Origin of the sequence: Aquisalimonas sp. APHAB1-3 (assembly GCF_048323695.1) — a bacterium.
GTDB lineage: Bacteria > Pseudomonadota > Gammaproteobacteria > Nitrococcales > Aquisalimonadaceae > Aquisalimonas.
In genome coordinates this window covers 339,287-362,069 of sequence record NZ_JBLWFT010000001.1, presented here as the reverse complement: position 1 = coordinate 362,069, position 22,783 = coordinate 339,287, and the positions used below count along the sequence as shown (strand labels likewise).

Below are 22,783 nucleotides of genomic sequence, written 5' to 3'. Positions count from 1 at the left end.
TTGCCGTCAGGCAATTTCCCAGAGGGCTTCCAGCTCGTCGGCAAGCAGCCGGTAGTCCATGGCACCGCGGCTTGAGGGCGCATACTCAAGGATGGAACGCTCCGCTGCAAACGCCTCGGCAAGCCGGATGTCCGAGCGCACTCCCCGAAGCATGCGGAACGCGCCGAACTGATGGGCGAGGTCGTCCACCACCTGGCGGTGGAGGCGCACCCGCGGATCACGCATGACCGGCAGGATGGCCAGGTACTGGAGCCGGGGATTGACGCGGCTGGCAATGCGGAAAAACAGCTGAACCAGCTGACGCACACCCTCGGCGGCAAGGGCGTGGGGCTGCAACGGAACGACCACGCCGTGGGCGGCACCAAGGGCATTCTCCAGCAACGCACCGGCCGACGGCGGCGTATCGATGATGACCCGGTCCCAGGGCGTATCGGACGCTGCGAGGAGTGCGGCGAGCCGTTCCGGCGGGGCATCGGGCTCACGCGGCGCACGGGTATCCGCCGGAATCACGTCCACGCCCTCGACACGCGACGGCACCACCACGGCCGACAGCTGCTCCACCTCGCCGGCCAGAAGTTGCTGACTGCCCGGCTGGCCACGCGCCGGCCTCACGCCGAGACCGAGTGCCGCATGTCCCTGGCTGTCCAGGTCGATCACCAGGGTGCGCAGGCCCTGTCGCGCCCAGGCGGCGGCAAGATTCACCGCCGTCGTCGATTTCCCGGTCCCGCCCTTGCGGTTGGAAACGGCGACCACGAAGGGTTCAGTCGTCATGGCTTACACCGATGGCGTCATGGTTATGTGCCAGTGATCGCGGGGGTGACCCAGCGCGCCAGAAACGGATCGGACGGCTCTGCAGAGAGTGGCGGACGCACCGCCATGAGCACCTGCAGCACGGCGGCATGCAGATGGCCGCACTCCTTGAGGTTGACCTTGCCCTGGGGATTGGCCTGCAGCCACTGTAACAGTTCCTCCGCTTCCTCGACGGTGCACGTTCCCTCGAGCCGGGCCACGGTCTTGCGGTAGTCGATGGGCATGTCAGAGCAACTCCCTGAGGTTGAGCACCAGAAGCACACGGCCATCGCCGAGCAGGGCCGTACCGGAGTAAGCGCGGATACTTGCCAGCACACCTTCCATGGGCTTGACGATCACATCGAGGCCCTCCTGGAAGTCGTCCACAACCAGCCCGACGGGGCCCTCGGGCTGCCGCACCACGAGCACAGTCACCTGGGGCTCGTCGTACGTGGCATCCACCCGCGCCCGGCGATCACTCTGGGCGCCGTCGAGCATGAGGAGCTTATCCAGGCGCCGCAGCGGGATCACCTCGTCGCGGAGCACGACCGCCTCCTCCTGTTTGACTTTTCGGACGGCAGACTCAGGCAGCCGCACCGTCTCCACCACGCTCTCCATGGGGACACCAAAAAGCTGGCCGGCCACCTCCACGCCCATGACGTAGGACACGGCCATGGTCAGTGGCATGGCAAGGCGCAGCCGCGTGCCCCGGCCCTGCTCGCTGGCCACGGACACGGAGCCACCGTAGCGATTCACGGTGCTGCGGACCACGTCCATGCCGACGCCACGGCCGGAGAGATCGGATACGGCGTCGCGGGTAGAGAATCCGGGGGTGAAGATCAGCTGCAGGCTCTCTTGATCGGTGAGCCGCTCCGCTTCCGCCTGGCTGATCAGCTCCTTGTCCACGGCCTTGCGGCGCAGGGCGGCCGGATCCAGCCCGCCGCCGTCGTCCTCCACTTCGACGATGACATGCTCGCCCTCCTGGCGCGCCGCCAGGCGGATCGTGCCCTGGGCGGGCTTGCCCGCCGCCTGCCGTGCCTCGGGCGACTCGATGCCGTGATCGATGCTGTTGCGGACCATGTGCGTCAGCGGCTCGCCGAGGACCTCGATGACGGTCTTGTCCGCCTCGGTCTGCTCGCCTTCCTGCACCAACTCGATCTGCTTGTCCAGACGCCGGGAGAGATCTCTTACGAGGCGCGGGAATCGCTGGAAGATCTGCGCCATGGGCAGCATCTGCACCTGCATGACGGCGCCCTGCATGTCCTGTGCAATGCGGCTGATGACGTTAAAGCGCTCTTTCAGTTCCCGCGCAAGATCGCGCACGCCATACTCGTGCTCGGCCCGTTCAGCGAGGAACGGGAAGCTGTTCTTGGCGACCACCAGTTCACCGACCAGGTCGCCCAGGAAATCGATGCTCTCGGCATCCACGCGGAAGCTCTTGGTCGATCGCTCTCCACCCGCCGTCTCAACCGCAGGGGCCGCGGACGTCGCCGGAACGCCCTGTGCACCGCCCTGAACAACCGCGCGCAGGGGCTCCAGATCACCCTTGGCGGCGTTCTCCAGCGCCGTGTCGACAGCGTCATCCGCCTCGCCCAGGGCAACCAGGGCCCGCTTGAGCACACGGCCGGCCGCGGCAACATGACCGGCCGCTGCCGCATCATCGGTGTCCACCGCGCCCAGCATGGCCAACTGCTCCTGCATGACGGCACGCACCGCCTGCGGATCGATCGCCGACACGTCCGCGCGGGACTCGCCCGCCAGCGGTGCTGCGTCCCCCACCGGGCCCACGGCGGCAACAGACGCGGGCGCGGCTTCCGTATAGTCCGGGTCCGGTTCGGGCTCGGGTTCCGGTTCCGGCTCCTGCGCCGACGGCGTCGTCACGGCCACTCCCAGCTCCCGCAAGAGTGCGGCCACGTGGTCCTGACGGTCGGCATCCAGCGCCACGACCAGCCAGGCCAACGCACTGCCCTCCCGGATGTCCGGGCTGACCAGAGTGGCCATGGCTTCTGCGGAGCGCCGCAACGCCGTATGGTCGCCAGCGGCGTGGAGTTCGGGCGCGCTGGCGAGAAACTCCTCCAGCATGGTGGCGTCACCAGGCTCACCGCCCGCGAAAACCAGGGCGTCCGCCGGCACGCGCTCGCAACGCAGGGTCTCCTCGTCCTCGAACGCAAACTCCGCAGCCACCGCATCCGCACCGCTGCTGGCCAGGCCGCGGAATCGCAGCCGGCAGTCATAGGCGTCCATGGACTCCGGTTCGTCCCAGGGTGTGGCGGGCTCGATGGCCAGCCATACCAGCCTCTCCACGTTGCGGACCAGCAGCAGCGGATCACCGCCCGTGAAGAAGGCCCCGCTTTCGGGCTGAAACTCGAACAGCGCCAGCTCCGCCCCGTCCTGCCAGGCGGCCATCACGGCTTCACGCCGCTGCGCATCCGGTATCGCCGCAAGCCATTCGGGTTGCCAGCCGGCATCCTCGACGGGGGGAGCCGGCGTCGGGGTGTCCGGGGCCACCGGCTCCGCGACCGGAGCCGCATCGGCGTCGGCTGCCGTGTCGACGGTGTCACCCGCGGCATGGCGCAGCTTGTCGACCAGGGCCTGGCTGGCGGCGGCCGCGTCCGGCGGCAGCACCTCGTCACGCTCGATGGCGTCGATCCAGCGGTTGACCTGATCGAGCACGTCCAGGAGCTGGTCCACCAGCGCCCCCTGCAGCGGGCGCTCGCCCTGGCGGACTTCGTCCAGCAGGTTCTCGGCCTGGTGCATGAGGTCGGTCATGGGGTCGAAGTCGAACAGACCGGAGCCGCCCTTGGTGCTGTGCATGGCCCGGAATACCCGGTCCATGGCATCTCGGTCGGTCGGGTCTTTCTCCAGCGCCAGCAGGCCGGAGGCCGCGTCCTCGAGAAACTCCCGGGTCTCTTCCACGAATTGTTTCAACAGGGGATTCATGACAACACTCCACTCATGAGCCGCACCCGACTCAGCAGCACTTCCGGCTGCACGGGCTTGGCCATGTGCAGGTTGGCGCCGGCGCTCAGGGCCTGTTCCCGGTCCCCGGCCGCGCCTTCCGTCGTGACCATGATGACGGGCACGCCGATGTCGGGCCCGTCCGTACGCACCCGGCGGACGCACGTGTAGCCATCCATTCGTGGCATGTTCACGTCTACCAGCAGCAGGTCATACGGTGTATCGGCAAGACGCTCCAGTGCCTCAAGCCCGTTGACGGCCTCGTCGACGTCGAACCCGTCCTGCTCCAGCAGTTCTCGGTGGTAGAGGCGAACGGTCTGGGCGTCATCAACAACCAGTACGCGCGTCATGTCTGGTCCTCCTCCGGTCTCTGGTAGACGATGGCCTCGGGGAAGCGCGCCGGCTTGAACAGCGACGAGATGCGGCTCATGAACTCTGAGTGCCCGAGGCAGATGTAGCCGCCCGGGTTGAGGGCATCGTAGAGCGTCTCCGCCGCCCGTCTCCGGGCTGCATCATCGAAATAGATCAACAGGTTGCGACAGAACACAACATCGAAGCCGCGATAGGGGCGGGTCTCCAGCGGATCTTGGAGATTGACGCGGCTAATGCGGATGGAATCGCGGATGCTCTTGAGGATCTGGTGGCTACCATCGGGCAGCCGCCGGAAATAGCGCTTCAGCAGCGGTCCCGGCAGGGCGTGCAGGGCACGACCCTCGTAGATCCCCTGATTCGCCTTCTCCAGTGCGCGGGTGTCTATGTCGGAGCCGATCAGTTCCACGTTGTAATCGTCCACATCGTCCCAGTACTCCAGCAGGTACAGCGCCAGGGAATACACCTCTTCACCCGTGGAACAGGGCAGCGACCAGATGCGCACGGTCTCGCCCGGCTTCTTGCGCTTCACCACCCGCGGGAGCATGGACCGCACCAGGCACTGGAACTGGTACTCCTCGCGAAAGAAGTACGTCTCGTTCACGGTCATGCTATTGACCAGTTCCTGCAGCTCGGCGCCGTCCGTCTCGAAACGCAGGCGCACGAAGTATTCGCGGAACGTACCGCAACCCGTGGCACGCATGCGGGCCAGCAGGCGCTTGTCCACGTAGTAGCGCTTGTTCTCCTCGAACCAGTTGCCGGTCTTGCGGTAGTAAAATTCGCGGAAGCGGGTGAAATCCTCGTACCCGATGCCGGGCACCTCCGTTGCCTCACGGGGAGCGTCAGCGGCCATCACCGCGCTCCTCACCGGTGATGCGCCGCTCCGCCGTGCGGACCGCGAAGGCGATGAAGGGCTCACCGGGAAACCGGGCGGGCAGCTGGCGCAAGGCATCGAGGCAGTGGTCGTCGCCCACTTCGGTGAGCACATCCACCGCCGCGGCGCACACGTTCACGTGATCGTCGCGCTCGAGAACACCGCGAAGCCAGTCGGGCACGCGCTCGTGACGCAGCGACTCCAGGATGTTCACGGCGAAGATGCGCACGTCGGAGTCGGGATCCGCCAGGAGCTCATCCATGTACCCCGCGGCGAGCTTCGGCATGCCCTGAAGCACCTCGATAGCACCGTTGCGCAGGGCGGCATCCTCGCTGCGCAGGAGTGGCAGCAGCCGCTCCTGCACCCGCTGACCGCCAGTGACCAGCAGCGCCGTGAGCATGGCGTGGCGACAGCCCTCGTCCTGCTCCCGCTCCAGTGCGTCGCAGAGCGCGTCGACGGCGCCGGCATCACCAGCCAGCTCCCGCGAGGCACGCCGCCTCGCCACCGGACGCTTGTCATCGAGCTGGGCGATCAGCCCTTCCCTGTCTCGCGGGATCTCGCGCCGCTCCTGCCCCGGTGCCGGAGCAGCGTCATCGCGTCGGATCAAAGGCATCAGGCCACCTCCCCGTCACGGAGCCAGTCCAGCAGACGGGCGCCAATCCGGTGGCAAGGCAGGATCTCCTGGGCACCGCCCTGTTCGATCAGCTCGTGCGGCATGCCGAAGACCACCGCCGTCTCCTCGGATTCCGCAATGGTCCGTGCGCCGCGACGATGCCAGGCCGCCATGGCGGCCGCGCCGTCGTCACCCATGCCGGTGAGGAGCACGCCCACCAGCGCGCCGGCATCCACCTGGCCATCAGCACTTTCCAGAAAACGGCCAACAGAAGGGTGCCAGAGATAGTCCGGGTTGGCCGGCGTCGGCACCAGCGTCAGCCCTTGGGCGCGGCGGCTCAGGGTGATGTCCGCATCGCCGCGCGCCACGTGGATGACGCCCACCTCAAGGGCAGTGGGCCGGGCGATCTCCTGCACCGCCATGGCGCACATACCGTCGAGACGGCGGGCGAACACGCTGGTAAAGCTGGCAGGCATGTGCTGGATCACCAGCACGGGCCAGTCCAGGTCCGCCGGCAGCCGTGGCAGAATTTCCTCCAGCGTCCGCGGCCCACCGGTGGAGACACCGATGACGAGCAGACGCTCCACGGCACCCCCGCTCCGCGCCGGCCGCGGCTGCGGTGGTGCCGGTTTCGCGGCCGGCTCAGCCGATGTCCGGCCGAGACGGCGCCCTCCCGCTGCTGCACGGACCTTGGCGACCAGATCCCGCTGGATACTCTCCAGATCCGTGGAGATCGTTCCGCCGGGTTTGGCGATATAGTCGAAAGCACCGAGTTCGATGGCCTCGAACGTCGCGAGCGCGCCCTTCTCCGTCAATGAGGAGACCATGATCACCGGACACGGGTTGTCCATGACCATGAGGTGGCTCAGACAGGTGAGGCCATCCATGGTCGGCATGTGAATGTCCAGGGTGATCACATCCGGCCGCAGCCGCTGCACCTGCTCCAGGGCATCCTCGCCATTCCGCGCAATCTCCACGCGGATATCCGGCTCTGCTTCGAGCGCCTCCCGCAGGGCACGGCGCATCAGCGCCGAGTCGTCAACGACCAGAACTGTCAGCATTGGGGCTCCAGGTTTGCCATGGCGACCTCTTCGGCCGCCGCTTCGACCCGCGCGGCCAGGCCGGCAGGGTCCAGTAAGAGCGTCATGCCGCCGTTGTCATCCATGGCAACCCGCGTAAGCAGGTCGGTGTGTCGTGTGGCGTTGCCCGGGGCCGGAGCAATGCTGGCGCGGGCCACCTGTTCAACGCTGAGCACCGCATCCACCCCGAAGCCGAGCCAGCCCGACTCCCGCCGCAGCACCAGCACCCGTGCCCGCTCACTGTCGGGAACCGGACCGAGCCCCAGGTAGTCGCGCAGCCCGATGATGGGCAGAATACTGCCGCGCAGGTTCAACGCCCCCTCCACCAGCGCGGGCGCCCGCGGCACCCGTGTGAGCCGCTCGGGCGGGCGCAGAATCTCCTTCACCGCGTCGATTGGCACACCGTACGGGCGCCCTGCCAGCTCGAAGGTCACGAACTGCTCCACCGCCGACGGATCGTCGGCGGCACCGGAGACGTCATCGCGATTGAGCACAGCTGCCAGATCCCGGTCGTGCAGGAGCTGCTCGGCGTCCAGAACCGACACCAGACGGCCATCCTCCAGCCGTCCCACGGCGCTGCACTCCTGCAGGCCGCCACCCTGGCGCATGATCTCTGGCAGCGGGTCGACCCGGTGAGCGGGTACCCGCAGAACCTCCCGGGCCGCATCCGCCACCAGCCCCACCACGGCGCCGTCGAGGGAATCCCGGTCGCCGGCCAGCGGCACAACCAGGACGCGCCGCTCCGCTTCGCCATCGTGCTCCGGCAGATCGAAGTAGCGGGCCAGGTCCAGTAGCGGCAGCGGGCGGTCGCGCCAGTCGGCGATCCCGAGCATGGCGGGCGGGCCGTCCGGGACGGCGGTGGTCACCTCCGGTTCGCGCAGGATCTCGACCACCTGGCGCAACGGCAGTGCAAACGTCTGTCCCGCCACATCCAGTCCAATGAGTTCCCGCCGCTGCCCGGCCGTTTCCGCCTGTTCCGCCGTGCCCCCCAGGCTGCCGCCCCCGGAGCGCTCCAGGGTCTCGGTGGTCACGATCTCCAGGCCAACATTGGCAATGAGGCGCTCCAGGTCGACGCACTGCACCAGGCGGTCGCAGCGGTGCACCACCCCTTCCAGCCAGGGCAGATCGACGACGCCGGTGACGTTCTCGGCGGGCCGGACATCGCCGGGATCAAGGACGGTGGCTTCCAGCACCGCGTCCACCAGCAGCCCCAGCCCGTCACGCAGGCTGGTGACCAGCACGCGCGCATCCTCCCCCGGTTCGACGGCGGGATACCCGAGAAGCTGGCGCAGATCTGCCACCGGAATGACCTGGCCACGCAGGTTCACGGCGCCGATCACGGCGTCGTGGCTGAGCGGGACCGGTGTGACCTCAGGGACGCGGATTATCTCCCGCACCGGCGCCATGGCGACCGTGTAGGCTCCGTCACCCAGGGCGAACACCAGGTGCTGACCGTCACTGTCCCCCGGTGCCGTCTGTACTTCGCCTGCCGTGCCCATGCCAGCGCTCACCGGATCACCCACCGTTCTGCAGCTGATCCGCCAGGGAGGCGATCTCCTCGGCCGCGGCCGCCAGCTCTTCCCCGGCCTGGTGCTGCTGGGTGGACGCCGTGGCGGCCTCGCTGGTGGACTGTTCGGCCTCCGTGGCCGCGGCGGCGATCTGCTCGATCCCCGTTTTCGCCTCGCCAACGGACTCGGTAATGGTGCGCGAGGCTTCGGCGATCTCCCGGTTCCCCTCCATCACCCTTTTTACCGTGTCTTCCACCTTGCGAAGGTCGCGCAGGATGCTTTCGTTGTTCTGGGTCTCCTCGTCAGCGCTCGCAGCGATCTGCTCCATCAGTGAGCGCACGTCGGCGATGTCATCCTGGGCCAGGCCGACCACCTCCTCGATGCGGCCGGCATTCTCCGAGGCATCCGAGGCCAGGTTGCGGATGTCGGTGGCGACCACCGTGAATCCCTTTCCATGCTCCCCGGCGCGGGCCGCCTCGATGCCGCCATTGACGGCCAGCATGCTGGTCTGGACGTTGACCATGTTGATGCCACCCATGGTCTTGTCGATGCGGCGGGTCACAAGTTCCAGTTCGCGCACGCGCTTACGCACATCGCGGGACTGATCCGCGCCAGTCGCAACGCTGCTGGCAAGCTCCTCGACGGTCTGGCGGTTCTCCTGCAACTTGGTGAACGCCTCGTCGCCCAGTTCCAGGATCTTCTGCGTCTGCTCCGACGCCTGGTTGGCGCCCTGCTCAAGCTGGGTGATGGCGGCGGCCGCCGCCTCGCCGGCGCGACTCTGCTGGCGCGCGCCCTTGTTGATCTGCTCGATGGCCGTGGACACCTGCGTGGACGAGCGATGGATCTCCTCCACCGACGTCGCCAGCTGCTCGGCCGCCGCCGCCACTTCCTCGGCGCTGCGATCGATGTCGGTGTTGTCGCGGAGGTTCTCGGACAGCTCCGAGAGGTTCTCGGTGGCCTCCTGGCACTGGTTCAGTGCGCTGGTCTGCTCACCCGCCATGCGCACCGCCTCTTCACAGGCGGACGCCTGCTCTTCGGCGGCGCTGGCGATGGTCTCGGCCTCCTTCTGCACCCGTTCGGCCGCTTCCGCCGACTCGTCGGCGATGCGGCGAATGGACTGGCCGCTGGCCTGCATGGTCTCCATGGACTTGCGGACGTCTTCGAGCTGCTGCGTGATCCGGTCGCCGGCGTCTGCGTTCTCCTGACCCTGCTCCGCGGTCCGGCGGATGTCACCGGTGACGGCCTCCACCTCCGTCTGGATGCGCGTCACCAGCTCCTGAATTTCGGAAGCGCTCTTCTGCGACAGCTCCGCAAGGCTGCGCACCTCGTCTGCGACCACTGCGAAGCCCTGGCCGTGCTGGCCGGCCCCGGCCGCTTCGATGGCGGCGTTCAGGGCCAGGAGGTTGGTCTGATCGGCGATCCGGGTCACCGCCTTGACGATGTCGCCCACCTCTTCCGCCCGCGTAGAGAGCGTATCCGCCCCTTCCACCGCACGCCCCTGGCGTTCGATGCCCCGTTTCACCACGTCTACCAGGTCCTCGATGGCATCACCGCTACTGGTGACCTGTTCGGTCATGGTGTCGAGCCGCTTCACCGCCGCGCGGGTGTTGTCCCGCTGCTGGGTGACCGCACTCGCCACCTGGGAGACCGACCCGAGGGTCTCCTGCGAGGATCCGGAGGCCTGTTCGGCGCCCACGGCGATCTGGTTCATGGAGCGGCGCAGCTCCTCCGCAGCGGATGACGACTGGGCAACGCTGCTGCCGAGCTGCGCCACGGCCGCGGCGATCCGCTCGGCGGCCTGCTGACGTTTGGCCAGGGTGCGCGCCCGGCGCCGTGCCGCCTCCGCCTCGCGGCGTGAGTGCTGCCCGTTGTCGGCCGTGGAGCCTCCCGACTCCGCGTCGTGCTCCGAACCTCCGTTGTCCAGTTCGGATTTCTTCACCAGAGCCATCTGTATCTCTCCGTGCTGGGGATTCGCACCATCGCGAACCGCGCATGCCCGCGCGCCGGACCCGTGACCCGGCAAGCGCTACTCAATCCGGGTTATCGGCGGACCACCTGCGGGCTTGAGCACGGAAATCGACGCCAGCAAAGACGCGCTGTCGAAGGGCGAAACCCGCGGTTGCGGCCCTCCTCGCCCCTCCATAGAATGAATCGCGTTGTTGGCTGCCCCGCACGGATGACGCGACGCCGACGCCCGACTCATCCACACGGCTGCCAGACAGCAGCCGCCCAGAGGCTGCGAATGACAGAGTCCGCCGCTGACGACTCCAGCACCGAACTCCCTGCGAACGAGCGCGAACTCACCGTCGTGGGCATCGGCGCCTCCGCGGGCGGCCTGGAAGCACTGCGCGCCTTCGTCGGCCACCTGCCCACCGGCACCTCCATGGCCTACATCATTGCCCAGCACCTCTCACCCCGGCACGAAAGCATGCTCGTGCAGCTTCTGGGGCGGGAGACACGGCTCAGAGTCGCTCAGGTGGCGGACGGCATGGCCATCGAGGCCAACACCATCTACATCACGCCCGCCAACAAGAACATCGTGGTGGAAAACGGCCAGCTCCGGCTGACCGCGCCGGAAGACCGCCCCGTACCCAAGCCGTCGGTGGACGGCTTCTTCCGCTCTCTGGCGGATGATTTCGGCGAGCACGCCATCGCGGTGGTGCTCTCCGGCACGGGCAGCGACGGCAGCCACGGGGTGCGCGCCATCAAGGCCGGTGGCGGATTCACCCTGGTACAGGCACCGGAGACGGCAAAGTACGACGGCATGCCGCGGGCGGCCATGGAGACCGGGTGCATCGATCTGGTGATGCCGCCGGACCGCGTCGCCGGCGAGCTCCAGCGGCTGGTGGAGATGGCGGGCCGCGCCCTTCTTACCCAACCCGAGCAGCCGGAAGCGCCGGTCTACGAACGGATTACACGGCTCGTTCATCAGCAGACCGGGCTGGACCTGTCCGCCTACAAGGAGAAGACGGTTCACCGGCGCCTGCGCCGGCGCATGGCCGCACGCCACCTCAACGAACTGGAGAACTACCTGCGGCTGCTGGAAGAAGACCCCGAAGAGGTCGGGCTCTTCTGTCAGGACATTCTCATCTCCGTGACCTCGTTCTTCCGCGACCCGGAGGCGTTCGAGGCGCTGCGGGAACAGCTCCACCACCTGCTGCGCAATCGCCGCCCGGGCGATGATATCCGCATCTGGGTCCCCGGCTGCGCCACTGGCGAGGAGGCCTACACCCTCGCCATTCTGTTGAGCGAAATGCTCGGGGCGCGGGTCCGGGACTACCGCATCCAGATCTTCGCAACGGACCTGGATGAGCCCGCGCTCAATACCGCGCGCCGCGGCGTCTACAACGCCACATCGCTGGTGGAGCTGGATCAGGAGACGGTCAACCGCTACTTCCAGCCGTACGGCGATCAGTACAAGGTCGTGAAGAGCCTGCGGGAGATGCTTGTATTCGCCCGGCAGGACCTGCTGCACGACCCACCCTTCCTGCGCCTGGATCTCCTGAGCTGCCGCAATCTGCTGATCTACTTCAACAACGATACGCAGAAGCGGCTGTTCGAGCTGTTCCACTACGCCGTCAACCCGGGCGGACTGCTGTTCCTCGGCAAGTCCGAGAACGTGACGCGGCACGAGCATCTGTTCCTGCCGCTGGAGTCCACCTGGAAGATCTTCCAGCAGCGCGGCAGCCGCAGTAGCTACTCCACCATGCCCTACCGCGCCGGTGGCGTCGGCACAACGGCGAACGATGACTCGGAATCTCCGGCTCGCCGCCAGCCCAAGCTCAGCCCGTACGACCGCATGATCCGGGCCACCATGGAGCAGTACGCCCCGGCCGGCCTGCTGGTGGACGAGACCCTGCAGATCCAGCACATCCTGGGCGACACGTCCCGCTATCTGTGCATTCCCCACGGCGACCCGGACTTCACGGTGCGCAACCTGGTCCGACGGGAGCTGCGGGTGGACATGTCGGCGCTGGTCACCCGGGTCAAGAAGAACCGGGTCTCCGCCTACAGCCGCGCCATCCACGTCCCGGACCAGGAGGAACGGGTGCGGGTCTCCGTCCACCCGGTGACCGGCGAGCTGGACGAGGAGCTTCTCTACCTGATCTGCTTCGACCCGGTACCGACAGCCGCCGGCGGCGACCCCGAGGCCGGGGACGGCGCCACGGATGCCGGTGACGCGGACGACGAAGCCACCCAGCAGCGGATCAGCGAACTGGAGGACGAACTCGCCACCACGCGGGAACACCTCCAGACAGTGATCGAGGAGCTGGAAACCACCAATGAGGAACTGCAGTCCTCCAACGAGGAGCTGCAGTCGTCCAACGAGGAACTCCAGTCCTCCAACGAGGAAATGGAGACCACCAACGAGGAACTGCAGTCCACCAATGAAGAGCTGACCACCGTCAACGAGGAGCTCAACAGCAAGACGGACGAACTCAACGCCGCCTACAACGATCTGCGCAACGTCAACGACAGCCTGGCCGACCCGCTGGTGGTAGTGGACGAAAAACTCCGCATCAAGTTCCACAACCCGGCTTGCGACCAGATCTTCATCGGTACCGACGATCTGGTGGACACCCCGCTGCTGGACGTGGATCGCCGTGTCGACGTGCCACAGTTCCGGCAGCGCCTGCAGCGGGTCATCCGCCGCGGCGAGCAGGTGGAGGTCCAGATCAGCCAGACCCTGCACACCACCGAGGAAGGCGCCGAGCACAGCGCGGCCAGCCCGGTGATGCGCTACTACCTGCTGCGCATGCAGCCCTACTACGACGAGCAGCGCAACGTCGGCGGCGCGGTTATCACCTTCTTCGACAACACGCGCATCAAGCGCGCGGAGCGCGAATCCCGCGAGAGCGAGGCGCGCCTGCACGCCATCGTCAACCGCTCGCCGGTGGTCACGGCCCTGAAGGACCCGCATGGCCGTTACATCTTCGCCAATGACGCGTTCGAGGCGTGGCTCGGCCTGGAACCAGGCGGTGCAATCGGGCGGCGCGACACCGACCTCTTGCCGGACACCGTCGCCAGCCGCAACCGCGAGCGTGAGCAGTCCGTGTTCGATGCCGGCACGGTACAGGAGCACGAGGAGAGCATCACGCTGGAGGGGCGCACTCGGTATTTCATCACGGAGCGGTTCCCCCTGAACGACGAGGACGGCCGTACCTACGCCCTGTGCATCAAGGCGCTGGACATCACCGAACGCCGGGAGACCGAGGAAAAGGTCCGCCTGCAGTCCAAGGCCCTGGACGCGTCGGTCAACGGCATTCTCATCGCCGATGCGGCCGACCCGGATCTGCCGATTGTCTACGCGAACCCGGCTTTCGAGCGCATCACCGGCTACCCCACGGATGAGGTTCTGCAACGCAACTGCCGCTTCCTGCAGGGTTCGGAGACGGACACCGAGGCACTGGACGTGGTGCGCGATGCCCTGCGTAACGGCACCAGTGCCCGGGTGATGCTGCGCAACTACCGCAAGGACGGCTCGGCCTTCTGGAATGATCTTTCCATCTTCCCCGTGCACGACGAGCATGAGCACCTGACCCACTTCGTGGGCATACAGGAGGACGCCACCAAGCGGGTGGAGGTGGAGCAGGCGCTGCGCGACAACGAAGAGCGCCTGATTACCGCCCAGGACTACGCGGGCGTCGTGAATTTCGAGTGGCGCCCGGATGCCGCGTTCCTGGGCGCTCCCGGACAACTGGCCAACCTGTTCGGACTTCCTCTCACCACCGCTGCCCTCACCGGCCTTCAACTGCTGCGGCAGGTCCATGCAGACGATCGCAGCCCACTACTGGACGCCATCCGCCTGTGCCTGCGCAGCAGCCAGGACGTGGACCTGGAGTTCCGCGTGCGCACGCAGAACGGCGGCCAGCGCTGGCTGCACATCCGCGCCAATGCCGAGCGCGGGGCTGACGGTGCGCCGCTGCGCCTGCTTGGCCTGGTCATGGACATCAGCCGCCGCAAGGATGTGGAAAACGCCCTGCTCGCCGCGCGGCTGGAGGCCGAGAAAGCGAACCGGGCGAAGTCGGAGTTCCTCTCCCACATGAGCCATGAGCTGCGCACGCCGCTCAACGCCATTCTCGGCTTCGCGCAGTTGCTGGAGGCGGACCCGGAGAACCCCGTGTCGCCCACCCAGAACGAGAACATCCAGCAGATTCTGCGGGCCGGCTGGCACCTGCTCGACCTGATCAGCGAGGTCCTGGATCTTGCGCGGATCGAATCCGGTCGGCTCCACGTGGAGAACCAGCCGCTGGACCTGCATCAGGTGGTCAACGACAGCCTGCGCACGGTCTCGCCCATGGCCGAAGAACGCCAGGTGACGCTGCACCAGGACATCCGCTTCGACGGCGAGCTGGTATCCGACGCCACACGCGTCACCCAGGTCCTGCTGAATTTGCTCACCAACGCCATCAAGTACAACCGCGACGGTGGTGACGTCTACCTGGGCGCCTGGCACGACGACCAGCGGCTGTGGATCGCCATCTCCGATACCGGCATCGGCATCCCGCAGGAGGATCGCGGCCGGCTGTTCGAGTCCTTCAACCGGCTTGGCCAGGAAGGCGGCCGCATCCAGGGCACCGGGATCGGACTGGTGCTGGTGCACCGCATCCTCCAGCTCTTGGGCGGTAGCATCGATGTGCAGAGCACCCCGGACCAGGGCAGCACGTTCACGTTCAACCTGCCCCTGATCCGGCCGGAGACCGTGGCGGAGATCACCGCGGGCGAACAGGACGTGCTGCCGGAAGAGACAGACATCGTGCCCGACGGGCTGCGTTCGCTGCGGGTGCTCTACGTGGAGGACAACCCCAGCAACATGGCCCTGGCGCGGGAGATCTTCCGGCGCGAGGCCACCGTGGAGCTGCTGGAAGCCACCGACGGCAACAAGGGCGTGGCCATGGCAGCGGCCGAGCGGCCGGATCTCATTCTCATGGATCTGCACCTGCCAGGGATGACCGGCCATCAGGCGCTGGAGGCGCTCCGCGCAGACTCCCGTACGGCCGGCATTCCGGTGATCGCGGTGACCGCCGATGCACTCTACGACGACGCCACCGCCGAGACCGGATTCAACGACCGCCTGACGAAACCGCTGCGCATCGTCGACTTGCAGGCCGCACTTCAGCACGCCATCACGCGATGACGACCTTGCACCTCAGGCGGATGCCTCCAGGGGACCAGGGAACGGTTCCGGGCGGTGGATTCCGTAGCCCTGGGCATAGGTCACGCCGATCTCGCGCAGCCGCTCCATCACCGCCTCGTTCTCCACGAACTCGGCGATGGTCTCGATGCCCATGACACTGCCGATGCGCTGAATCGCCTCGACCATGGCCTGATCAAAGGTTTCCTCCAGCAGGTCACGGACGAAGCGGCCGTCGATCTTGATGAAGTCAACCGGCAACGTCTTGAGGTAGCCGAACGACGACAGCCCTGCACCGAAGTCGTCCAGCGCAAATGTACAGCCGAGGCTACGGATGCGATTGATGAAGGCCACCGCCGCATCCATCTGGCGGATGGTGGCGGTCTCGGTGATCTCGAAACACAGCCACTCGGGAGGCACGCCCGACACGCTGACCTGCTCCTCGAGGAAGTCGCCAAACCCCTTTTCGATGAGCGTCGTCCCGGACAGATTGATGCTGTAGCGCACCGGCTGCCCACCCTGCAGGTGCTCCTCGCGCAGGTGCTTCAGGGCGTGACGGACCACCCAGCGATCAACCCGGGGCATTACCTGGTAGCGTTCGGCCGACGGGATGAACCGCGCAGGCGGAACAATGGTTCCATCCTCGTCCAGCATCCGCACCAGAACCTCGTAATGGGGCACGTGATCGGGGACATCGCACAGGGATACGATCCGCTGGCGATAGAGCACGAAACGGTCGCCCTCCAGCGCCCGGGTGATCCGCGGGACGAGCTGGAGCTGCTCCGACTCCTGGCGCACCTGCCCTGCTTCACGGCGGTAGACTTCCACACGCCCGCGACCACTGGACTTGGCGGCATAACAGGCGGTATCCGCAGCACTGAGCAGATCGCCCGTGGTGCTGCCCTCGTCATTGATCGCGACCACCCCGGCGCTGGCACCGATGAAGAACGCCTGCTCCTCCCAAAAGAAGACGAAGTTGCGGACCGCATCGATGATCTTCTCGGCCACGAGTACGCCGTTCTCCAGCCGGCAGTCCCGGAGCAGCACACCGAATTCGTCCCCACCCAGACGCGCCACCAGATCGCCGTTGCGCACCTGACGGGTGAGCACCTCGCCCAGCTCCTTCAGCAGCTCGTCACCGGCGGCGTGGCCGCAGGTATCGTTGACGATCTTGAACTGGTCAAGATCCAGGTACATCAGCGCGTGCTCGCCTCCGCGCTCCTGCGCGCTCTGGAGGAGCTCGTCCAGCTCCTGGTGGAAGCGGGCGCGGTTGGGCAGACCGGTGAGGTTGTCGTGATAGGCCAGGTAGCGGATGCGCTGATGCCGCTCCCGCGACAGCACGAGCTGGCGCAGTCGCTGTCGCAGAACCGGCAGGAAGATCGGTTTGGTGATGAAATCCGTGGCGCCTGCTCGAATCGCCTCGCCGGCGGAGCTCTCGTCATTGAGCGCGGTAATGATCAGCAAAGGCACATCGGCGTAGGCGTCGTGGCTCTTGATGCGCCGGCACGCTTCCAGACCATCCATCACGGGCATGACGCAGTCCATGAGAATCAGATCCGGGGTCTCGACAGCCAGCTGACTCAGCGCCTCCTCACCGTTGGAGGCGCAGTGCACGACGTAGCCGTCCCGGCGCAGGAACTCGGTGAGCATCAGCCGGGTGTCAGCACTGTCCTCCACCACCAGCACGCTCCGGCCATCCACCGACGTGGCGCGGGTCTCGGTACGATCCTTGCGATGCTCCCGACGCCGCGCCTCCACGGACTCATCGGCCCACCCCATGAAACGCTGAACCGTCTCGTCCAGCAGTTTCAGGGTTTCACGCGCCTCCCGCACCTGCCCTCGACCGATCTGATCTCCCAGCGCATTGGCAAGCCCCACCGCCTCGGCGGCATTGAAGTTCGACAAGGCCCCCTTGAGCGTGTGGGCAATGAACCCAGCCTCGGTCACATCCCGCTTTCTCAAGGCGTTGCGCAGCATTCCCATGCGTTCCGGGAAGTCGGCCCTGAACGCGTCCAGCATGCCGGCGAACAGGTCCAGATCGTAATCCAGCGCCTGCAGGGCCTGATCCAGCTCCAGGTCGTGGTGATCGGCAAGGCTGACCGGTTTGCCGTTGCTCCCCTCACCGTCTCCGGGGCGATTGCCCAGCACTTCCCAGAGCACAGCCTGCAGGTGCTCACGATCCACCGGTTTACCGATGAAGGCGTCGATGCCGGCGGCAAGACAGCGCCCCTGTTCCTCCGGCTCGGTGGCGGCGCTGACCGCGATGATCGGCAGGCGAGGGAGCCCTTCCCGGCGCTCCTCTTCGCGAATTTGAGCGGCGACCTCCGTACCGTCCAAGCCGGGCATGTACAGATCCAGGAACAGCACATCCGGACGCCCGTCCTGCAGGGCGTCCAGAACCTGGACACCGCTCTCCGCCACCCGCACCTCGTGATGCTGATGTTGCAGCAGACCGGTGAGCATCTTCCAGTTCACCGGGTTATCCTCACCAACCAGCACTTTCAGGTGTCTTTGCCGGAAACGTCCGGCACCATACTGCGCTGCCGCCAGGTTCACCGGGGTGCTCAGGCGAAGATGAAAAGTGAAGTCTGGCTCCAGCCATAGCCGCGCTCCACACAACGCCACCTGCCTCGCAACCTCCGGGAACGCAAGGTCAGACCACGGGCTGAGGGCCTTGTCCGGCCCCTCGGAACCGGAGATCGGTTCCGGCTGATCGCCGTTCGCCGGCACGGGGAAAATCGCGAATCGCGGGAATCCCTGTTCGCCATTGCCGAGCTCCAGGCTCAGATCAATCCGGATCTCCGCAAGCGGGCTGAATCGAAGAAGGGCCGATATGACGTACCCCAAGGTATCCACCAGGGCCTGCTGGCAACCGAAGATGCGCTCCGGGAAACGGGGCTCCCGCGTGACCTGCACTGGTACACCGGGCGCCGCATCGCCGGCGCGGCGGCGAATCTGGACGATCAGATCGTCGAGGCTGAACGGGTGCCCGTAGTGGTTGGGATCGTCGTCCTCACGGACCGCATCCAGCCCCCCTTCCGTTATATTGCCCGAGGGCGTGGCAGCTACGGTCAGCCACCGGCGTGTGGTTGCGTCGATCACCGTTCCGAACGCACGCTCCAGGTGCGCGATACAGTCCCGCAACCCCTCATCCCGGCGCTCATCGGCAATCCGGGGCCCCTCTCTCGCGGGGCCCGTGTCATCACGGGACGTCAGATTCCGCTGAAAACCAAGGTAATAGTCCGGAGACTGCCCGGGGCTGCCAATGGGGAGAAGCGTCACTTCATTGACAAAGGCCTGCCCGTCACGGGTCCAGTTCTGCACCAGTGCCCGCGATCGTGAACCGCGCCGGATCGCATCGCGCATGAGCCACCGGCCGGGCTGGTTGAACGCCTCATGCTGCAGGACGCGACAGTTTTTCCCGACCATCTGCCCCGCGGCCCAGCCGGTAAGGCGCTCGAAGGCCGGGCTGGCATAGATCACGGGCAGATCGGGAGAACGGGCGTCCGCGAGCAGGAAAGGCTGCTCGGACACCGCGGTCAGCGCTTCAACTGCAGCACGCAGCGAGACGGGTAGTGGCGCTGTAATGGCAGGTTACCTCCTGATGACGGCGCTCCCTGCCCACGATTTCCCCACGATTCCTGATTAAGAGCTGTTCAGACGTTCATTCGTTGCCCGGTGCGTGTTCACTGCGCCTGCGGGGGCAGAGCCGGAAGCGCGCCTCCACTTGATTGCCCCGCCCGAAATAACACAGCGAGTCACACATGCCGCGCAGCAGTTTGATCCCCCGCCCCGAAAGTGATGCGTCCACAGGCGTCTCGTCCCGCAGCAGGCGACCATAATCGAAACCGGCCCCGGAGTCGGTCACGCGGATGCGCAGCAGCTCACCGCGATCATCCCGCCCTCTGCCGACCTGAATCCGCAGAAATCCGGAGCTTAGCGCACTCAGAGCGCTGCAGCGATTCTCGTAGTACGCCGTGAACCCGTCAGGCGACGTCTTGAGGGATGAATCAAGCCCCAGCACGCCATGCTCCAGCGCATTGGAATAGAGCTCTGCCATGACGGTGAGAAACCGTTGACGCTCATCTTCACCCATCCGCTCCATCTGCGCGACGCCATCTGCGATGGGCTGCAAAGGGGATGTCCCTCGCAACGCGGCGGCATCCAGCTCCATGGAGAAGCTCCACTCCGGGCCTGCCTGCTCGGCGGCGATGTCCGGGTCACGCTCTGCCGCCACCTCGGGGCGCAGCTCGAGCATGGTCACGTCATCGCCGGTAACCGCCTGGAAGGTCCGCAGCTCCTCCTCCACCTGCGCGAGCCCGCCGGCCAGCAGGGCCGCCTCCGCCCGCGCCTGCCCATACTCCTCACCGGCGCCGTTACGGGCCTCCTGGGCTCCATCGCTGAGCACCCAGACCCGGTCGGGGAACGTGCCGCTCTCCGCATCGAGACGGGTGATCTCGCAGGTGTCCATGTGGCCCTGCACGCCCAGAGGCAGATGGCTGGACTCCACCCGATGCAACGTGCCGTCGTCGGTCCGGTAGAGCACATCCGGCATGCCGCCATTCCAGATCTCGAAACGGCCGCGATGGTGATCGTACACCAGGAGCACCGCGGCCATGAACAGGTTGGGCGGCAGATACTGGTGCAGTTTCGTGTTCACGCTATTGAGCAGTTCACGGGCGTCGACACCCCGCGCCACTTCCCGATGGAACAGATCCGCCGTAGGCACAGTACCGATGCTGGCGGCGATGCCGTGCCCGGTGAAATCCCCGAGCATGAAGAACGAGCGGCCTTCTGGCGACTCTGCGGCGAGCAGCATGTCGCCGCTGAGAATTTCCGCCGGCCAGTAGCAGAAGCGCACGCCGTCGCGCTGGAGCAGCGGCGTGGCAGTGGCGCGCTGCATCACCTCCCGGGCGATCCACTGGTCGATCTCGGTGCGCCGCTGGTAGGCGTCCAGGGAGTCGCGCTGCTTCCGCACCGTGCGGTAGACCTGCGCGATGCGCAACCATGAGTCGAGCCGGGCATTGAGCTGCACACGATTCACGGGCTTGGCGATAAAGTCGTCACCGCCACAGGAGACGCAGCGGGCGAGCTGATCGTCGTCGTTCAGCGCCGTGACGAAGAGCACCGGGACGTAACTGTCCCCGTCGAGTGCCTTGATCTGACGTGTGGCCTCGTAGCCGTCCATGGCCGGCATGAGCACATCCATGAGAACCAGGTCAATCGGCCGGGTGCGCACCTGCTCCACCGCCTCCGCGCCATCGGCGGCAGTAAGCAGGTGTATGCCCTCCCGGTGGCGCAGCATGCCTTTCAGGAGCTGCAGATTGACCGGTTCGTCGTCCACCAGCAGCACCGTGGCGGCGGCATCGGCCACTGCGGGCGCAGGAGGTTCGTGATCGTTGCCACGGGCGTCGCCCGTCACGATCCTTCCTCAATGCAAGTTGCCGCCAGGACAGCCATGGATCAACCCCGCATCGGGAAGAGCTGGTGAAAGTTCGCAATACGCAGAATGCGCTCCAACTCGCCGCGCACGTTGCGCAGCTCCACCTGCGCCACCTGATTCTCGGCGTGCTCGCGCAGCAGCAGCAGCATGCCCAGCGCCGAGCTGTCCATGTAGTCGGTGTTCTGCAGATCCACCACGAACCGTTTGACGTCGCTGGCGTCCCGGTAGGCGTCGCGGAAATCCCTGTGCAGCCCGAAATCGAACTGTCCCGTGACCTGGATGATCAGCTCGCCTTCTTCCTCGTCGCGTGTCACTGCCAGTGGCATCAATAGGTCCTCAGTCTGGTGTCTGTCGGTCAGTTCTCGACGTGAACCGTTGATACTAGAACAGTTCGACGTCGCCCGCGCCCATATCGCTCTGTGAAACCGAGCGCAGGGAGCGGCGCTCCTCTTCCCGCGCCGCACGCTGGCGGGCGAGCGCCGAGCGGGCCTCCCGCAGCCGGTCCGCGTAAGCGGCATCGGCAGCATCGTCGGTGACTTCGGCGACCACGCCACGGATGCCGGCGAGGTAATGATCCAGTCCGTCCACCCCCTTGGCCGAGTTGTCCAGCAACTGGGTGGAGATATCCTCGAACTGCAGGGCCCGAACCGCATCCTGTACGTGGCCGTCGATGGCGCCGGTGAGCGAGGAGATCCGGGAAAGCCCGGCATCCACCCGCTGATCCAGCGACTCCAGATCCTGCATCATGGAACTGATTCGCTTGCGCGCGTTCAGGGATTCGTTCATGTCCTGCGAGGCCATCTCGCTCACGGACGATTTCGCGTGATCGATGATGCCCCGGGCGCTGGATACCTGCTCGGCGATCTGGTCGTTGAAGGTATTCGCCTGCTCCGCCAACATCCTGACCTGCTCGGCCACTACCGCGAACCCGCGGCCGGCCTCGCCGGCACGGGCGGCCTCGATGCTGGCATTAAGCGCGAGCAGGTCAGTCTGCTTGGCGATACCGCGGATGTCCCGCAGCAGCCCGCCGATGGCATCCATCTGAGAGACGATATCGTCGATGGCGTGCGCCGCGTCCACGCTGTGGCGGCTCATCCCCACCACCATCTCCACGTAGTTCTCGAGAATGCTCTCGGTCTCGGCCACGAACTGCCGGATGCCCAGCGAACCGCTGGCGTCATCCTCGGATGAGGTCTGCATGACGGTCTCGGTAAGATCGGACTGCTCATGGGTCTTTTCGTTGACCCCGACAAAACTGGCGTTGAGTTGCTGCACGGCATCGGTGACCAGCGAACGGATCTGCCCCAGGTCGCCCCGGATCTGCAGGAACTCCGCGTTCAGGCTCTCATTCATGTCCTCGAGAAATCCGCGCAGCTCCCGCTCCAGCGCATCATCGCGCTCTTGGTTGCCCGGCTCCGACCACTCACCATCGGCAGACAACCGGTCCAGAACCGCCCAGAGCCCACCCGCCGCGAGCACCGCAGGGGCCGCGAGCACGGGTTGCCACCAGGCGATGCCCGCGAGCACCAAGGTAACCGCACTCGCCAGGGGCATACGGACGGCCGCGAGGCTCATCGCAGCACCTTGCCGACGGTTGCGAGGAGCTGATCCGGCTTGAACGGCTTGACCAGCCAACCCGTGGCCCCGGACGCCTTCGCCTGCTGCTTCATGTCGGCCGCGGTTTCGGTGGTGAGAAACAGTATGGGGGTGAAGCGGTAGTTGGCGAGACCGCGCAGCTCCTTGATGAGGGTGAGCCCATCCATGTGCGGCATGTTGACGTCGGTAATCACCAGATCGAACCGCTCTCTCTGCGCCTTGGTCAGCGCCTCCTTGCCATCACCCGCCTCGACCACCTGGTGCCCGCTTTCCTTGAGCGCAGTAGCTACCATTTGACGCATGGTCGCGGAATCGTCTACCGCCAGTATCTTGCCCATCAACACACTCCTTAATTCCCGCGTACAAGCCTTGTACATTACTCATTGGCGCCGCGCAATGCCTTGTCAGGAAGGCGTATC

15 protein-coding genes are annotated in these 22,783 nt (G+C 66.3%); 1 reads left to right on the top strand and 14 read right to left on the bottom strand.

The annotated features are described in order from the left end of the window. Positions 1–6: 6 nt before the first annotated feature. The 9 genes from ACNSTU_RS01655 to ACNSTU_RS01615 are packed head-to-tail and all read right to left on the bottom strand — an operon-like array spanning position 7 to position 10,138. The gene (locus tag ACNSTU_RS01655; protein ID WP_290631645.1) at positions 7–771 is read right to left on the bottom strand and encodes a ParA family protein; all 765 of its coding nucleotides are present in this window, start codon (positions 769–771) and stop codon (positions 7–9) included. A 23-nt stretch (positions 772–794) separates the two neighbouring features. Then, entirely contained in the window at positions 795–1,034 is a 240-nt protein-coding gene (locus ACNSTU_RS01650) for a hypothetical protein (RefSeq protein ID WP_290631647.1), read from the bottom strand. A gap of 1 nt (position 1,035) precedes the next feature. Continuing rightward, entirely contained in the window at positions 1,036–3,729 is a 2,694-nt protein-coding gene (locus ACNSTU_RS01645) for a chemotaxis protein CheA (protein ID WP_290631649.1), read from the bottom strand. Next, positions 3,726–4,097 carry a response regulator gene (locus tag ACNSTU_RS01640; RefSeq protein WP_290631651.1) on the bottom strand — a complete coding sequence of 124 codons (372 nt, stop codon included), beginning with the start codon at positions 4,095–4,097 and terminating at the stop codon, positions 3,726–3,728. Before ACNSTU_RS01640 ends, ACNSTU_RS01645 begins: the two co-directional genes overlap by 4 nt. After that, the gene (locus ACNSTU_RS01635; RefSeq protein ID WP_290631653.1) at positions 4,094–4,969 is read right to left on the bottom strand and encodes a CheR family methyltransferase; all 876 of its coding nucleotides are present in this window, start codon (positions 4,967–4,969) and stop codon (positions 4,094–4,096) included. The genes ACNSTU_RS01640 and ACNSTU_RS01635 overlap by 4 nt, the downstream gene beginning before the upstream one ends. Beyond that, positions 4,959–5,603: a HEAT repeat domain-containing protein gene (locus ACNSTU_RS01630; protein ID WP_290631655.1), complete on the bottom strand. Its 645-nt coding sequence runs from the start codon at positions 5,601–5,603 to the stop codon at positions 4,959–4,961. Before ACNSTU_RS01630 ends, ACNSTU_RS01635 begins: the two co-directional genes overlap by 11 nt. Then, positions 5,603–6,664 carry a chemotaxis-specific protein-glutamate methyltransferase CheB gene (gene cheB, locus ACNSTU_RS01625; RefSeq protein WP_290631657.1) on the bottom strand — a complete coding sequence of 354 codons (1,062 nt, stop codon included), beginning with the start codon at positions 6,662–6,664 and terminating at the stop codon, positions 5,603–5,605. Before cheB ends, ACNSTU_RS01630 begins: the two co-directional genes overlap by 1 nt. Next, entirely contained in the window at positions 6,658–8,181 is a 1,524-nt protein-coding gene (locus ACNSTU_RS01620) for a chemotaxis protein CheW (protein WP_290631659.1), read from the bottom strand. The genes cheB and ACNSTU_RS01620 overlap by 7 nt, the downstream gene beginning before the upstream one ends. A gap of 16 nt (positions 8,182–8,197) precedes the next feature. Further along, positions 8,198–10,138 carry a methyl-accepting chemotaxis protein gene (locus tag ACNSTU_RS01615; RefSeq protein WP_290631661.1) on the bottom strand — a complete coding sequence of 647 codons (1,941 nt, stop codon included), beginning with the start codon at positions 10,136–10,138 and terminating at the stop codon, positions 8,198–8,200. Between the two features lie 294 nt (positions 10,139–10,432). Here ACNSTU_RS01615 and ACNSTU_RS01610 point away from each other — a divergent pair, with 294 nt between their 5' ends. Continuing rightward, entirely contained in the window at positions 10,433–15,328 is a 4,896-nt protein-coding gene (locus tag ACNSTU_RS01610; protein ID WP_290631663.1) for a chemotaxis protein CheB, read from the top strand. A gap of 12 nt (positions 15,329–15,340) precedes the next feature. On the opposite strand, the gene ACNSTU_RS01605 is transcribed toward ACNSTU_RS01610, so the two are convergent. The 5 genes from ACNSTU_RS01605 to ACNSTU_RS01585 form a co-directional block, all read right to left on the bottom strand. Continuing rightward, a complete protein-coding gene (locus tag ACNSTU_RS01605; protein ID WP_290631665.1) occupies positions 15,341–18,859 on the bottom strand; it encodes an EAL domain-containing protein in 3,519 nt (1,172 codons plus the stop codon). Positions 18,860–18,989: 130 nt separating this feature from the next. Then, entirely contained in the window at positions 18,990–20,747 is a 1,758-nt protein-coding gene (locus ACNSTU_RS01600) for an ATP-binding SpoIIE family protein phosphatase (RefSeq protein ID WP_290631667.1), read from the bottom strand. Between the two features lie 41 nt (positions 20,748–20,788). Next, the gene (locus ACNSTU_RS01595; protein WP_290631669.1) at positions 20,789–21,094 is read right to left on the bottom strand and encodes an STAS domain-containing protein; all 306 of its coding nucleotides are present in this window, start codon (positions 21,092–21,094) and stop codon (positions 20,789–20,791) included. A gap of 55 nt (positions 21,095–21,149) precedes the next feature. Further along, the gene (locus tag ACNSTU_RS01590; RefSeq protein ID WP_290631671.1) at positions 21,150–22,343 is read right to left on the bottom strand and encodes a methyl-accepting chemotaxis protein; all 1,194 of its coding nucleotides are present in this window, start codon (positions 22,341–22,343) and stop codon (positions 21,150–21,152) included. Continuing rightward, positions 22,340–22,702 carry a response regulator gene (locus tag ACNSTU_RS01585; RefSeq protein ID WP_290631673.1) on the bottom strand — a complete coding sequence of 121 codons (363 nt, stop codon included), beginning with the start codon at positions 22,700–22,702 and terminating at the stop codon, positions 22,340–22,342. The genes ACNSTU_RS01590 and ACNSTU_RS01585 overlap by 4 nt, the downstream gene beginning before the upstream one ends. Positions 22,703–22,783: the final 81 nt, after the last annotated feature.